The organism is Streptomyces sp. NBC_01537 (genome assembly GCF_045040445.1).
GTDB lineage: Bacteria > Actinomycetota > Actinomycetes > Streptomycetales > Streptomycetaceae > Actinacidiphila.
The window spans coordinates 9324298-9338383 of record NZ_CP109392.1 but is presented as its reverse complement, the minus strand read 5'-3'; the positions used below and the strand labels follow the sequence as shown (position 1 = coordinate 9338383).

Genomic DNA, 14086 nt, shown 5'->3' with positions numbered 1-14086 from the left:
ACGCCGTGCGCAGAGATGTCTTCACCGCCGACCACGAGGCCTTCCGGCAGCTGGTGCGGACCTTCGTGGCCAAGGAGGTGGTCCCGCACTACGCCTCCTGGGAGGAGGCCGGCCGGCTGCCCCGCGAGGTCTTCGAAAAGCTCGGCTCCCTCGGCCTGCTGGGGATGGCCGTCCCCGAGGAGTACGGCGGAGCGGGGCTCAACGACTACCGCTACAACGTCGTGCTGCAGGAAGAGGCGGCCCGCGCCCTGGTCACCCTGGGCACCGTACGGACCCAGCTGGAGGTCGTCCTCCCCTACCTCCTCGCCTACGCCGGCCAGGAGCAGCGGGAGCGCTGGTTCCCCGGTCTCGCGGCCGGGCGGCTGCTGACCGCCATCGCCATGACCGAGCCCGGCACCGGCTCCGACCTCGCGGGCATCCGTACCACCGCCGTGTGCGACGGGGACCACTATGTCCTCAACGGCGCCAAGACGTTCATCACCGGCGGGCTGCTGGCCGACCTGGTGATCGTGGTGGCGCGTACGGCCTCCGATCCCGACGACCGGCGGGCCGGGCTCACCCTGCTGGTCGTCGAGGACGGGATGCCCGGCTTCACCCGCGGCCGCGTCCTCAGCAAGATGGGCATCAAGGTGCAGGACACCGTGGAGCTGTCCTTCGACGACGTGCGGGTCCCCGTGGCCAACCGGCTCGGCGAGGAGGGCGCGGCCTTCGGCTACCTCGGACGCAACCTGCCGCAGGAGCGGATGACGGTGGCGGTCGGGTCGGTCGCCCAGGCGACGGCCGCGCTGAACACCACGATCGAGTACGTCAAGGAACGCAAGGCGTTCGGCAAGCCGGTCGCCTCCTTCCAGAACACCAAGTTCGAACTCGCGGCGGTGGCCACCGAGATAGAGGCCGCGCAGATGATGCTCGACCGCGCGGTGCTGGAGCTCGTCGACGGCCGGCTCTCGGGCGCGGACGCGGCGAAGGTCAAGCTGTTCTGCACCGAGATGCAGGCCCGGGCCGTCGACCGCTGCCTGCAGCTGTTCGGCGGCTACGGCTACATGCTGGAGTACCCCATCGCCCGGCTGTACGCGGACGCGCGGGTGGCCCGCATCTACGCCGGCACCAGCGAGGTCATGAAGGTCATCATCGCCAAATCCCTGGGGCTGTGAAGCACATGGACTTCTCCGACAAGGCCGGCGCCGCGCTCATCGCGGGCGGCACCGGCGGCATCGGCGCCGCGATCGTGCGCACCCTGGCCCGGCGGGGCAGCGACGTGGCGTTCACCTACCGTGCCAACCAGGCCGCGGCGGACGGGCTCACCGGAGAGATCAAGGGGCACGGGCAGCGGGCGCTGGCGCTCCAACTCGACCTGAGCGACGAATCGGCCACGGCGAAGGCCGTGGCCGAGGCCGCCGAGGCCTTCGGCGGCATCCATACGCTGGTGTACGCGGCGGGACCGCATGTGCCCATGACGCACCTGAGCAAGGTGACGCCCGGTCAGTACCGCGCCCAGCTCGTCGAGGACGCGGCGGCCTTCTTCAACCTCGTTCATCCCGCGATACCGAGGCTGCGGGAGAGCCGGGGCAGCATCGTCGCCGTCACCACCGTGGCCACCCGCCGGTACCCGGTCCGCGACGGGCTGTCCTCGGGCACGAAGGGGGCCGTGGAGGCGGTGGCGCGGGCGCTGGCCGCCGAGGAGGGGCGGTTCGGCGTCCGGGTGAACTGCGTCGGGCCGGGGATGCTGACCGACGGGATAGCCGCGCGCCTGATCAGTTCCGGCGAACTCGACGAGGCGGCGCTGAAGATCACCCTGCGCAACATCCCGTTGCGCCGCTTCGGCGAGGCGATGGACATCGCCGAAGCGGTCGCGTTCCTGGCCTCGGACCGGGCCGGGTTCATCACGGGCCAGGCCCTGGGCGTCGACGGCGGATACAGCGTCTAGGGCCCTTCTGATGGATCTCCGTGGGTGAAGGAGCGGCCCGCCGCGCCAGCGGCTGATGTCCCAGCGGTGCCTGTGATGGCGGGCGCGGGCCGGTTGCGGTCGGAGTGGCGGCGGGCCTTGGCGCGGTTGCCGCACAGGGCCATCGAGCACCAGCGGCGCCGACCGCGCGGGTCGGCGAACAGCCAGCCGCAGCCGTGTCCGGGGCAGGCCGCGACCGTCCGGGCGGCCGGGGTCGTCAGGAGGTCCGCGGCGGACCGTGCGACGGCGAGCAGAGGGAGTTCGGCCCCGGTGGTCACCGGCAGCTCCCAGGTGGCGGCGGGTGTGCCCGGCCGCAGCACCGCCACTGCGGCTGCCCGCTGGGCCTCGGCGCTGACCGCTGCCCAGTTGGCCGGCCGGGCCAGGCCGGCCAGTACGTCGTAGAGCGCCTCGCGGAACCGCACCGCACGCCGGAGGACAGCCGTGGCCTCGGCGGGGGCGTGCGCGGCGGCCTGGTCGGTCTGCTTCGCGGCGGGTGCGGTGACCAGGCCGTTCTCGCGTGCCCACAGCAGGAGGTGGGCATGGCTGACGAGGTACTCCTTGGGCCGCGGCTCGCCCCAACCGGCGCGGGTGTTGCAGAAATCGAGAGCCGGGTGCCCGCCGAGCGCGACCGGCAGCACGAGCCCCTCCACGACGACCGACGCCACCCTCCACCTCTCTCCCCGGCGCACCCCGCTACCGGGCGTGCTAACCTCTCGGCACCAATCTACCGGTTAATTCCAGCCCGGTCGGGCCCGACCGCACGTGTTTCGGGGGAGGGGGTCGCCGCCGTGACGCTTCTCGTCTGGCCGCGTCTGCGCTACCGGCCGGCGCGGCGGCTGCTCATCGCCCTGGGGGTGGCGGCAGCCACCGTGCTGCCCGTTCTGGCGCAGGGCAGCTCGACGATCGTCGTCTCCCAGGCACTGCGGCACGGCATCCAGCAACTGCAGCCGGGCGAGCGGAGCCTGACGGTGTCCTACTCCGGCTCGCGGTTGTCCGCCCAGCGGTACGCGTCGCTGGACCGCACCGCCCGCCAGGGGCTGGCCCGGCTCGCCGCGAGCCCGTCCCGTGGCCAAGTGCTCTTCCGTCAGCTCGGCTCCACAGGCGGATCGTTTTTCCTCGGCGCGGCCGACGACCTGACGGGCGCGGTACGGATCACCTCGGGCAGGGCGCCCACCGCCTGCACACCGCGCCGCTGTGAGGTCCTGGTCGTCGGCAACGGAACGCCCGGTGCCGGCCCCGCTCCCGACGCCGCGCTCGGACTGGTGATCGTCGGCCGCGCGGTGCGCACCGACCCACTGCTCCTGACGGGGACGTTCGACCCGGGCGCCGGCGCGCCTCTGCTGCTCGCCGACGGCGTCGGGCGCGTTTCGCGGCTGGCCTCGCTGGACGGCTTCCAGCGCTCCTACGGCTGGGTGACGCCGGTCGATCTGGACCGCGTGCGCGCGCTCGGGGTGAACGGCTATCTGGCTCTCAGCGCCCGTGCGGACGACGAGCTCGGCGCGTCGACCGCCGGGGCACTCGTGCTCACCGCGCCGGACGACGTGCTGCGCGCGCAGGACGTACGGGCGAGGGATTCCGCACGGCGCTTCGCGCTGCTCGGCGGGGCCGCGACGGCGCTGCTGCTCTGCTTCGGCGTGATCGCGGCCGTCGGACTGCGCCGGGACCACGCCGCGGTCGCCGAACTGCTGCGCCGTCGTGGCACACCGCGCCGCGCGCTGCTCATGCTGACGGCGGCCGAGTCCGCGGCGCCGGTCGCGGCGGGAACGGCGGTCGGGCTGCTGGCCGGCTGCGCCCTGGCGGCGTGGCGGGCGGCGGCCGCCGGTCTTCCGGCGCTGGCGTCCGGGGTGACGGCCGTGCAGGGCGCTTGGTCCGCGGTCCTGCCGGGATCGGTGCTGGCCGCCGCCGTCGTGGCCGCCACGGTGGCCTGGCCGGCCGCCACCGCGCCGGGTGCGGCCTGGCGGGTGGTCGACCTCACCGTGCTCGCCGGGCTCGCGGCCGCCGCGCTCGCCCTCGCCCGGGGCACGGTGAGCGCCGGCGCGCTCGGCGAGCGCGGGGATCCGCTGCTCTTCGCGCTGCCGGTGATCTGCGTGGTGTGCGGCGGCCTGCTGGTGGGGCGGGCCTGGCCGGTGTTGGCGGCGCTGGCCGCCCGCGCCGTTCCCCGCCACTGGCTGGGGCTGCGCATCGGACTGCTGGGAGGACTGCGCAGGCCGCTGCGCCCGGTCGCGAACGTCGCGTTCCTGGCCGCCGCCACCGGCGTCGTGGTCTTCGCCGGGGCCTACCAGTCCACGCTGCACCAGGGCGCCGCCGACCAGGCCGCGTTCGCCGTTCCGCTCGACGCGACGATCGGCACCGGTACGGACCTCAAGCGGCCACTGGACGTGGCCTCGCCGGCCGGGTTCGCCGCCACCGTACCTGGTGTCACCGTGCATCCGGTGCTGCGGGCGGCCGCGGGTGTCCGGGCCAACGCCGCCCAGTCGCTGACCGCCGAGGTGGTCGGGGTCGATCCCGCCGCGCTGACCAGGATCCGGTACTGGGATCGCGTGGTAGGAGGACACAGCCCGGCCCGTGCGGCCGCGCTGATATCCCCTGCGACGTCCCCGGCGGCGGCGCGGCAGGCGGGGATGCCGGTCCCGGCCGGCGCCGGCGCCCTGTCGTTCCCGGTCTCGGGGGACACCGCCCAGGTGACGGTCACCGTCTGGCTGCGCTCCGCCGACGGCCGCGACACCGGCCTCGCCCTCCTGCTCCGGTCCGGGCGGCTGGTCGCTCAACTGCCCGCGGGGCTGCGCGCACCGACCCGGCTGTTCGCGCTGACGATGGCCGAGTCGCAGGACTACGCCACCTACCACCAGCACAAGATCGGGGAGAGCGACACGGACGTGGAACTGCTCACCGGCAGCCTCACCCTCGGGGCGCCGCAGTTCACCGGCACGGCGGTGTCCGGGGCGGCCACCGCCTGGTCGGGCTGGGGATCCACGCTCGCGCGGGTCACCGCTGCGGACGGCCGCCTCTCCATCGGATACCGCTTTACCGGCGCCCGGGTCGTGGTGCGGGCGAACGCCGGGGCCGCTTCCGCGCCCATCCCCGTACTCACCGATCCGGTCACCGCGGCCGCCGCGGTCGACGGGGTACTGCATCTGGTCGTCAACGGCAACGACCCCATCCGGGCCCGCGTCGTCGGTGTGACACCCCGCTTCCCCACCGCCGGTACCCGGTTCGTGGTGGCCGACGTCGATGTCTTCGCTGCCGCGCTCGACGCCCGCGAGCCCGGCACCGGATCGGTGTCGGAACTGTGGCTGCGCGCTCCGGACGGGCAGGCCCGCGCCCTTGACCGGGCGCTGTCCGCCGCCCCCTACGACCAGTTGCGAGTGGACACCTGGCAGGCCCGGCAGGACGAGCTGACCGGTGACCCGGTCGCACGGGCGGCTTCCGGGCTGCTCACATCGAGCGCACTGGCCGCCCTGCTGGTAGCGGTGCTGGGGATGGTGATGCTGGTCGTCGCGGAGCGCAGGGACGAGTCCGCGGAACTGTACGCGTGGGAGAGCGACGGCGTGGCTCCCCGGACGCTGCGGGTGTCGCTGCTGGTCCGGGCGGGCGCCGTCGTCGCGGTGGGGGTGCCGGGCGGACTACTGGTGGGACTCGTCCTGTCGCTGCTCGCCACCCGGCTGGTGGCGGTCACGGCGGGCGCTACGGCAGCGATGCCGCCGCTGGCGCTCTCCGTGGGGCCGGCCTGGGTCGCCGCCGTACTGGTCATCGGCGTCCTGACCGGAATGGCGGCCTGCGGCGCGGTCGCGGCCGCCGCACTGCGCGAACCGATGCCCCGACGGCCGGAGGAGCACCTGTGGTGAAGCCCCCCGACGCGACGGCCGGCCGGCCCGCCGACGCCCCGACGGCGGTCCGCGCCCGCGACGTCTTCTGCCTCTACGCGGCCCCGCGCGGGCACGTGGCCGCGCTGCGCGGGCTGACCCTCGACGTCGCGGCCGGCGAGCGTGTCGTAGTCCACGGGCCCAACGGCTCGGGCAAGACCACACTGCTGCGGGTCCTCACCGGGATGCGCGCGCCCAGCGCCGGCAGCGTGACCGTCTGCGGCATCGACCTCGCCGGCGCCCCGGAACGGGACCGGACGGCGCTGCGTGCGCACCGGCTCGGCCTGGTCGACCAGCACCATTCCCGCATGCTGCGGCCGGAGTTGTCGGTGGTGGACAATGTGGCGCTGCAACTGCGCGTCACCGGCATGGGCCGTGCGGCGGCCCGCGAGCAGGCGCGGCTCGCGCTCGACCGGCTGGGGCTCTCCCATCTCGCCCGGCGGCGCCCGGTCACCCTCTCGGGCGGCGAGGCGCAGCGGGTCGCGGTCTGCGCGGCCGTGGCACACCGACCGGCGCTGGTCCTCGCCGACGAACCCACCGGCGAGCTGGACCGCGCGGCCGCCGACGCGGTGTACGACCTGCTGTCCGAGGCCGCCGCCGGCTCGGGAGCAGCCCTGTTGATGGTCACTCATGACCTGCGGGCGATGCGGGTCGCCGACCGTGTCGTACGGATCCGTGACGGGCGGCTGAGCGAGGAGTGGACGCCGGCCGACGCCGGTCACGAGACACTGGTCGTCGATGACCGGGGCTGGGTCAGACTCCCCGAGCAGCTGCGCGCGAAGGCCGGTATCACCACCAGGGTCCGCGCGAGAGCCGAGGGCTCGGCCGTCGAGCTGTCCGGTGTAAGCCCGCCCCCGTCCCCCGCTGCCCCGTCCACCCCGCAGGAACAACCGCCGCCTGCTCCGCCCGGCCCCGGCGAGGAGGCGGCGGTGCTTCTCGGCATCACGGTCGACCGCGGGGGGCGCAGGATTCTCGACGGGCAGAGTCTCCACCTGCGCAGAGGTTCGCTCACCGTCCTCCACGGCCGGTCCGGCTCGGGCAAGACCACACTCCTACGGGTGCTCACCGGACTGGAACGGCCCGACTCCGGCACCGTCCGCATCCTCGGCACCGACCTGTCGGCGCTGGACCGGGCGGGCCTCGCGGCCCTGCGCCGACAGCACATTGCCGTGGCCGCCCAGACGGCGGCCCTCGTGGAGACCGCCGACGTGGCCGGAAACCTGGAACTGGTGCGGCAGGCACGCGGCCTGGAGCCCGCTGCGGACCGCGTCGGTTCCCTCCTCGGCTCCCTCGGGCTGGCCCCGCTCAGCGATCGGCCGGTCCGCACGCTGTCCGGCGGCGAGCGCCAGCGGGTGTCGGTGGCCCGGGTCCTCGCGGCGGAGCCGGCGGTGGCCGTCCTGGACGAGCCGACCTCCCAGCAGGACGAGGCCAACGCGAAACGTCTGCTGGAGACCCTGCTCGACGCCGCGCGCCGGGGCACCGCCGTTCTCGCCGCGACCCACGACCTGCTCCTCGTCGAGGCCGCAGACGCCGCCGTGCCGTTGGACGGCCGGCCCTAGGTGTACTCAGCCGGGACGTCGGTGACACGGCAGGGTTGCATGACCGCTCCAGCCGTCCCTTGACCTGTCGTCCCGGGCGCACGTCCGCAACCGTGGAGGCCGCGGTGGTGACCGCATCGAACGCGTGCTCAGCGACAACGCCTGCCCTACCGCAAGAGGAACACCTTCCGCCAGGTAGTGACCGCGCTCGGCGCACGCCACAAGTTCATCCGCCCGCACTGCCCGTGGACCAACGGCAAAGTCGAACGCTTCAACCGCACCCTGCAAACCGAATGGGCCTACCGCCAGGTCTTCACCAGCAACGCCGAACGCACCACCGCCCTGGCACACGGGCTGGAGTACTACAACACGCAAGGCAGACACACCGCGCTCGGCGGCCGGCCCCCGACCAGCCCACTGTCACCAACCTCATGACCGAGTACATCTAGGGCCTGCCGTCACAATCCCGCAGTCGCCGGACGGGCTGATCGCAGCCCGTCCGGCGGCTGAGGTCAGCTGCCCGTCCACACCGGCGCTCTGCGCTCGGCGAAGGCCCGGGCGCCTTCACCCGCGTCGGCGCTGCGGAAGACCGCAACGACCTCGGCGGGCTCGCCCCAACGGCGTTCCCGGATCAGCTTCTTGGTCATGGCGACGCCCAGCGGGCCGTTCTCGGCGATCCGCCCGGCCAGGGCCAGGGCCTCGTCGCGTACCCGGTCGGCGGGAACGGCCCGGTTCACCAGGCCGATCTCGCGGGCGTGCGCGGCGGTGACCGGATCGCCGGTCATGCCCATCTCCAGGGCGACGGCCAGCGGCACCCTCGCGGCCAGCGTCGTGCCGCCACCGGCCGCGAACAGGCCCCGCTTGACCTCGCTCATGCCGAGCTTGGCGTCCTCGGCCGCGACGACCAGGTCGCAGGCCAGCATCAGCTCGAAGCCGCCGCCCATGGCGGAGCCGTTCAGCGCGGCGATGACCGGGGTGGCGATGCCCTCGCGGAAGAACCAGACCAGCCCGTCGAACTTGCCGCCCTTGGTGAAGGCCTTGAGGTCCATCCCGGCGCAGAAGACCGTTCCCGCGCCCGTCACGACGATGGCCCGGATCTCCGGGTCGGAGTCCGCCGAGCGCAGCACGTCGGACAGTTCGTCGATCAGCTCGGGGCTGAGCGCGTTGCGGGCCTCGGGCCGGTTCAGGGTCGCGACCAGCACATTGCCGACCCGTTCGGTCAGCACGACGTCGCTCATCAGGAGGCCGCCGTAGCCGCGCGCGCCCGGGACCGGTACGCCTCCAGCTTCTCTTCCGGCTCGATGAGACGGTGGCTGCGGGACTGAATGCTGACGTCGTGTCCCTTGGCCTGCGCGCGCAGCGCGCCCACGGTGGCCTGCTCGCGCGGGATGTGGGAGAAGGGGTCGAAGGAGTACCAGCGCATGGCGTTCTCGTGGGTCATCTTGGCGATGTCGTCGTCGGGCACGTCGTAGCGGTTCATCACGCCCAGGAGCTCCTCGGGCGCCTCCGGCCACATGGAGTCGCTGTGCGGGTAGTCGCACTCCCAGGCGATGTTGTCGATGCCGATGTCGTGGCGGAGCTTGATGCCCATCGGGTCGCTGATGAAGCAGGTGAGGAAGTGCTCGCGGAAGACCTCCGACGGCAGCTTCCCGCCGAAGTCCTGGAGCGTCCAGGCCGAGTGCATCTCGAAGGTCCGGTCCACGCGGTCCAGGAAGTACGGGATCCAGCCCGTGCCGCCCTCGGACAGTGCGATCTTCAGATCGGGGTAGTCCTTGACCGGCTGGGACCACAGCAGGTCGGCGGCGGCCGAGACGATGTTCATCGGCTGGAGGGTGATCATCACGTCGGGCGGTGAGTCGACCGCCGGGATCGCCAGCTTGCCGGAGGAGCCGATGTGCACCGACATGACGGTGCCGGTGTCGGACAGGGCCTTCCAGAGCGGGTTCCAGTACGGGTCGTGGAAGCTCGGGTAGCCCAGGACGGCGGGGTTCTCGGTGAAGGTCAGCGAGTGGCAGCCCTTGGCGGAGACCCGGCGGACCTCGGCGGCGCACAGTTCGGGGTCCCAGATGGCGGGGATCGCCATCGGGATGAACCGGCCGGGGTGGGCCCCGCACCACTCGTCGATGTGCCAGTCGTTGTAGGCCCGCACCAGCGCGAGGGAGAAGTCGGGGTCGTCGGTGGCGAACAGCCGGGCCGCGAAGCCGGGGAAGGAGGGGAAGTTCATCTGGGCGAGGATGCCGCCGGCGTTCATGTCGGCGACGCGCTCGTTGACGTCGTAGCAGCCGGGGCGGATCTCGTCGAGGGCCTGCGGTTCCAGCCCGTACTCCTCCTTGGGCCGGCCGGCCACCGCGTTGAGCGCGGCGGTTTTGATCACCGTCTGCCGGAACGTCCAGGTGTCGGTGCCGTCGTCCTGGTGGACCAGCCGCGGCGCGTCGGCCTTGTAGCGCTCGGGCAGGTGGTTCACGAACATGTCGGGCGGTTCGATGATGTGGTCGTCGACGCTGATGAGGATGAGGTCGTCCTTGTGCATGACGGGCTTCCTTCAGTCGGAGGCGGGCAGCGGCTTGGCCGCCTTGAGGGTCATCGGGACGCCGTCGCAGCTCAGTTCGCCCGCCCCCGAGGAGGTGCAGAGCAGTTCGAGCGTCCCGGAGGCGTCCACGTAGCGCTTGCCGATGAGCGTGGCGGAGGCGGCGTCGCCGGAGGGCGGGGGCGGCGCGGAGGCGGCGGGAACCATCGGGCTTCCGCCGCAGGCGATCACCGGCGGCTGTCTGTCGGCGGAGGCGCGGATGACGACCACGCGGGCGGTGCAGACGGTGCTGGCGAGCTGGTCACCGGGGCGCGGCGTCGGTACCGGTGAGGTCATGGCGGATGTCCCTTTCGAGCAGGCGGTCGGCGAGCAGAGTGAGGTCGTAGGACTGCCGGGCCATCCAGAACCGCAGGAAGCCGGTCAGCGAGTAGCGCAGGAAGAGGGCGGAGCCCACGACGCTCGCGGCGACCCCGGCCAGGCCGAGGGTGAGGGCGTCGTTCTGGACGAGCTGGTCGCCGGTGTTGTGGGAGATGAAGTAGGCCGACACCACGAGCACCAGGCCGAGGGCCATCAGCGCCATGCCGATGCGCAGCCACAGGCCCGCCCTCGCGGCGGCCGGGTCGGGGATCTTCAGGACCGCCAGTTCGGACACGAAGCGGTCCGCGCGCGTCTCGGTGGATGTCATGCGGAACTCCCCAGGTAGAGGGCGGACAGTTCGGCGCGCAACCCGCCGTCGGGGTGGCCCTGCCGTTGGACCCGGCCGCGCACCAGTACGGCCGCGTGGTCGGCGATGCCGAGGACGGCGGCCGCGAACTGCTCGACGACCAGCACGGCGACGCCCTGCCGGGCGATCTCGGCGACGTGCTCGTACAACTGGCCGACGATCAGCGGGGCCAGCCCCATGGACAGCTCGTCCAGCAGCAGCACGGCGGGATCGGTGGCCAGGCCGCGGGCGAGGGCGAGCATCTGCTGCTCGCCGCCGGACATGGTGCCGGCCGCCTGTGAGGCGCGCTTGGCGAGGATGGGGAACCGGGTGAACGCGGTCTCCTCGATCTCCTCGCGGCTGCGGCCGGTGAAGGTCATCATCAGGAGGTTGTCGCGGACCGAGAGGTTGGGAAACACCCCGCGCCCCTCGGGGATCAGGCAGACCCCCGCGCGGGCCAGCCGCCGGGGGTCGGCCCCGGTGACGTCCCGGCCGCCGAGCAGCAGTTGGCCGGACGCGACCGGGTGGACGCCCGCGACGACCCGCAGCGCGGTGGTCTTGCCCGCGCCGTTCGGGCCGAGCAGGGCCACGACCTGCCCGGCGGCCACGCTCAGGTCCAGTCCGTGCAGGACGGTGATCCGGTCGTGGGCCGCGCGCACGTCGCGCAGTTCGAGCAGGGCTGTCACGCGTCCCCCAGGTAGGCCGCCAGGACGGTCTCGTCGTTACGGATCACCGCGGGCGGGCCGACGGCGATGACCTTGCCGAGGTCGAGTACGTACACCTCGTCGCACACGCCCATCACCAGGCCCATGTCGTGTTCGACGAGGACGACGGCCGTCCCGTCGTCCGCCAGCGAGCGCAGCAGCGCCGCGAAGCGTTCGGTCTCCTCGCCGTCCTGTCCGGCCGCGGGCTCGTCGAGCAGCAGCACCTTGGGCCGGATGGCCAGTGCGCGGCCCACCTCGACCAGGCGGCCGGCTCCGGTGGGCAGGGTGTCGACGGCGTCGTCGGCGATCCCGGTCAGGCCGAGCCTGTCGATGATCGTCGTGACGGTGCGGGCCGCTGTGCGCCGTTCGGGCCCGAGTTCGGCGGCGACCAGCAGGTTGTCGCGGACGCTGAGCCGGCCGAAGAGCTCCAGCCGCTGGAAGGTGCGGGCCAGTCCGCAGCGGGCCCGGCCGGAGGGGGTGGTGCGGGTGACGTCCCGGCCGTCGAGGAAGACCCGGCCGGTCGAGGGCCGGCGGAGTCCGGACACGACGTCGAACAGGGTGCTCTTGCCTGCCCCGTTGGGCCCGATCAGCCCCGTGACCTGCCCGGGTTCGGCGGTCATGGCGACCCCGTCGAGCGCCCGGTTGCCGCCGAAGGCGACGGTCACCTCACTGATGTGCAGCGATGCCACGGTCCATCACCTCCTCGTCCTCGGGGCGCCAGGCACGCCGTACGCCCCACCACTCGACCGGGATCTCCGGTTCGGCGATGGCGGTGGCGGCGGCCTGCCGGGTGGTGGCCCAGCCGCGCAGGGCCAGTGCCAGGACCAGCGAACCGCCGAAGAAGGTCCAGCCGTTGATCGCGTCGCCGAGCCACAGGGAGTACGCGAGCGCGAGCCCGCAGAGCAGTGCGGGCAGGGCGATCCGGTCGCGGGCCACGGGCTCCCAGCGGCTGCGGAGCCCGGACACGACGCCGTCGGGGTAGTGGCCGAGACCGAGACCGGCCAGGCCGGGCATCACAGCGACGAGGTTCTGCGACCAGGGCGCCACGGCGGTCAGCACGTTCATCGGGCCGATCAGGGCCGTCCCGGTGAACAGCCCGCCGCCCACGGCGCCGAGGCCGCCGACCACCGCGACCAGGAAGATCGGCAGCCCCGCCAGGAGACTGAACTGCTCGGCGGTGACGGACTGCTGCTGCATCCCGTACAGCGCCCCGCCGAGGCCTGCGATGCCCGCCGCCAGTGCGAACACCAGCACCTTGGCCACCAGCAGGTTGCCGCCGAGCGTGGCGTACGCGGCCTCGCTGTCGCGCAGCGCGATGAGCCGCCGCCCGAACCTGCCGCGGCGCAGTGCCGCCACCCCGAGCGAGGCGAGGGCGAGGCAGACCGCGGCGAAGACCATCACGTCCGAGCCGCTGTCCAGCCGCAGGCCGAACAGCCGGGGCCCGGCCATTTCCACCGAGCCCTGGTCGAACAGTGCGATCCGCACCCCGAACAGGTGGAACGCGGGCAGGGTGAAGATCCAGCGGTCCAGGACGACCGCGAAGGCGGCCGTCCCCAGGGCCAGATACACCCCGGACAGCCGCAGCGCGGGCAGTGCGATCAGCGCCCCGGCCACCGCCGAGATCCCGATCGCGGCGAACAGCGCCCACCACTGCCCGTGCCCGCCGAGATGGCCCCACACGATCGCGCCGATCCCCGCCATGCTCAGCTGGCACAGCGAGATCTGGCCCGCGTACCCGGCCAGTGGCACATAGGACAGCGCCACCACGCCGAACGAGAAGATGGGCCCGTACGTGATGAGATCGGAGTCGCTCAGCATCGAGGCCAGCACCACCCCGAAGGCGATGGTCGCCGCGGCGAACACGGCCGTGCCGCGCAGGGTGGGGACCGGTACCTGGCGCAGCCGCCGGTCCCGGCCGCGCAGCCGCCGGTGCGGGAAGACCAGCAGGGCCGCGAACAGCAGCAGGGCGGGCGCGGCCAGGCGCAGCCCCGGCAGGTAGGCGTTCTGCGGCAGATAGCCGGTCAGATAGCTCTCGGTGCAGCCGACGACGACAGCGCCGAGGAAGGTCAGCGGAAGGCTGCGCAGCCGGCCGAAGACGGCGGCGGTGTAGGCGCTGACGATCAGCAGCGAGAGCTGGGAGGCGTCGAGGGTGACGGTGGGTGCGATGAGGATGCCGCCGACCGCCGCGAGCTGGGTGCCGAGGATCCAGGCGGTCCGGTTGGCCCGGACCGGATCGGCCCCGGTGAGTCCGGCCAGTGCCCGGTCGTCGACGGTCGCCCGCATCTCGGCGCCGGTCCGGGTCCGGTAGAGCAGTATTCGCAGGCCCGCCGCGACAGCCACGGCGACGGCCATCGTGACGGCCTGGTGCCAGGTGATCGTGGCGGGCCCGATGTGGATGGATGCCCGGTCGGCGAAGAACGTGGGAAGCGGGCGCGGGACGTTGGGGTCCCAGATCCACCGGGCGGCGGCGATGAGGCCGCTCAGCAGCGCCACCGTCATCACCAGCCGTTCGGCCTCGCCCAGGCCCTGGACGGGGCGCAGCACGAACCGTTCGACGAGGAGACCGAAGCCCGGGGCGAGCACGAGCAGGCAGAGGACCAGGGCCACCGGGACGGGCCAGCCCCAGCCGACGGTGAGCTGCCAGTAGGCGAAGGCGGCCAGCATGCCCGCCGCGCCGTGCGCGAAGTTGAAGACGCCGGTGGTGGTGTAGGTGAGCACCAGCCCGCTGCCGATGATCGCGTAGATCGCGGCGGTGCTCAGGCCGACGATCCCGAAGGTGAGGAACTGCTCCATGGTTCGCCGTCGC

General features: G+C 73.1%; 12 protein-coding genes and 1 pseudogene. 5 read left to right on the top strand and 8 right to left on the bottom strand.

Features of this window, described 5'->3' with window-relative positions:
- Positions 1–5: 5 nt before the first annotated feature.
- Together OG607_RS42790 and OG607_RS42785 are read left to right on the top strand one after the other, a co-directional pair.
- The gene (locus OG607_RS42790) at positions 6–1154 is read left to right on the top strand and encodes an acyl-CoA dehydrogenase family protein (RefSeq protein WP_405735438.1); all 1149 of its coding nucleotides are present in this window, start codon (positions 6–8) and stop codon (positions 1152–1154) included.
- Between the two features lie 5 nt (positions 1155–1159).
- The gene (locus OG607_RS42785; RefSeq protein WP_405735436.1) at positions 1160–1927 is read left to right on the top strand and encodes an SDR family NAD(P)-dependent oxidoreductase; all 768 of its coding nucleotides are present in this window, start codon (positions 1160–1162) and stop codon (positions 1925–1927) included.
- Here OG607_RS42785 and OG607_RS42780 read toward each other — a convergent pair.
- On the bottom strand, positions 1924–2610 hold the full coding sequence (locus OG607_RS42780; RefSeq protein WP_405735433.1) for a CGNR zinc finger domain-containing protein: 687 nt from the start codon (positions 2608–2610) through the stop codon (positions 1924–1926). The two genes, OG607_RS42785 and OG607_RS42780, sit on opposite strands and share 4 nt — an antisense overlap.
- Positions 2611–2733: 123 nt before the next feature.
- Between OG607_RS42780 and OG607_RS42775 the strand changes: the two genes are divergently transcribed.
- The 3 genes and pseudogenes from OG607_RS42775 to OG607_RS42765 all read left to right on the top strand — a co-directional run.
- On the top strand, positions 2734–5790 hold the full coding sequence (locus OG607_RS42775; protein WP_405735431.1) for a hypothetical protein: 3057 nt from the start codon (positions 2734–2736) through the stop codon (positions 5788–5790).
- Positions 5784–7367, top strand: coding sequence for an ABC transporter ATP-binding protein (locus tag OG607_RS42770; RefSeq protein WP_405735428.1), 1584 nt, complete (start codon positions 5784–5786; stop codon positions 7365–7367). Before OG607_RS42775 ends, OG607_RS42770 begins: the two co-directional genes overlap by 7 nt.
- Before the next feature lie 156 nt (positions 7368–7523).
- Positions 7524–7781 (top strand): annotated as a pseudogene (locus tag OG607_RS42765) (integrase core domain-containing protein); the annotation flags it as partial.
- A 77-nt stretch (positions 7782–7858) separates the two neighbouring features.
- Here OG607_RS42765 and OG607_RS42760 read toward each other — a convergent pair.
- Genes OG607_RS42760 through OG607_RS42730 form a run of 7 tightly spaced genes read right to left on the bottom strand, consistent with a single transcriptional unit; the run spans position 7859 to position 14073 of the window.
- Complete coding sequence (locus OG607_RS42760) at positions 7859–8584, bottom strand: enoyl-CoA hydratase-related protein (RefSeq protein ID WP_405735425.1); 726 nt, start codon at positions 8582–8584, stop codon at positions 7859–7861.
- Positions 8584–9876 (bottom strand): amidohydrolase family protein, encoded by a 1293-nt coding sequence (locus OG607_RS42755; protein WP_405735423.1) that lies wholly within the window; start codon positions 9874–9876, stop codon positions 8584–8586. Before OG607_RS42755 ends, OG607_RS42760 begins: the two co-directional genes overlap by 1 nt.
- A 12-nt stretch (positions 9877–9888) precedes the next feature.
- The gene (locus OG607_RS42750; protein WP_405735421.1) at positions 9889–10209 is read right to left on the bottom strand and encodes a hypothetical protein; all 321 of its coding nucleotides are present in this window, start codon (positions 10207–10209) and stop codon (positions 9889–9891) included.
- Positions 10175–10558: a hypothetical protein gene (locus tag OG607_RS42745; protein WP_405735418.1), complete on the bottom strand. Its 384-nt coding sequence runs from the start codon at positions 10556–10558 to the stop codon at positions 10175–10177. Before OG607_RS42745 ends, OG607_RS42750 begins: the two co-directional genes overlap by 35 nt.
- The gene (locus tag OG607_RS42740) at positions 10555–11262 is read right to left on the bottom strand and encodes an ABC transporter ATP-binding protein (protein ID WP_405735415.1); all 708 of its coding nucleotides are present in this window, start codon (positions 11260–11262) and stop codon (positions 10555–10557) included. The genes OG607_RS42745 and OG607_RS42740 overlap by 4 nt, the downstream gene beginning before the upstream one ends.
- Positions 11259–11969 (bottom strand): ABC transporter ATP-binding protein, encoded by a 711-nt coding sequence (locus tag OG607_RS42735; protein WP_405735411.1) that lies wholly within the window; start codon positions 11967–11969, stop codon positions 11259–11261. Before OG607_RS42735 ends, OG607_RS42740 begins: the two co-directional genes overlap by 4 nt.
- On the bottom strand, positions 11947–14073 hold the full coding sequence (locus OG607_RS42730) for an ABC transporter permease subunit (RefSeq protein ID WP_405735409.1): 2127 nt from the start codon (positions 14071–14073) through the stop codon (positions 11947–11949). The genes OG607_RS42735 and OG607_RS42730 overlap by 23 nt, the downstream gene beginning before the upstream one ends.
- Positions 14074–14086: the final 13 nt, after the last annotated feature.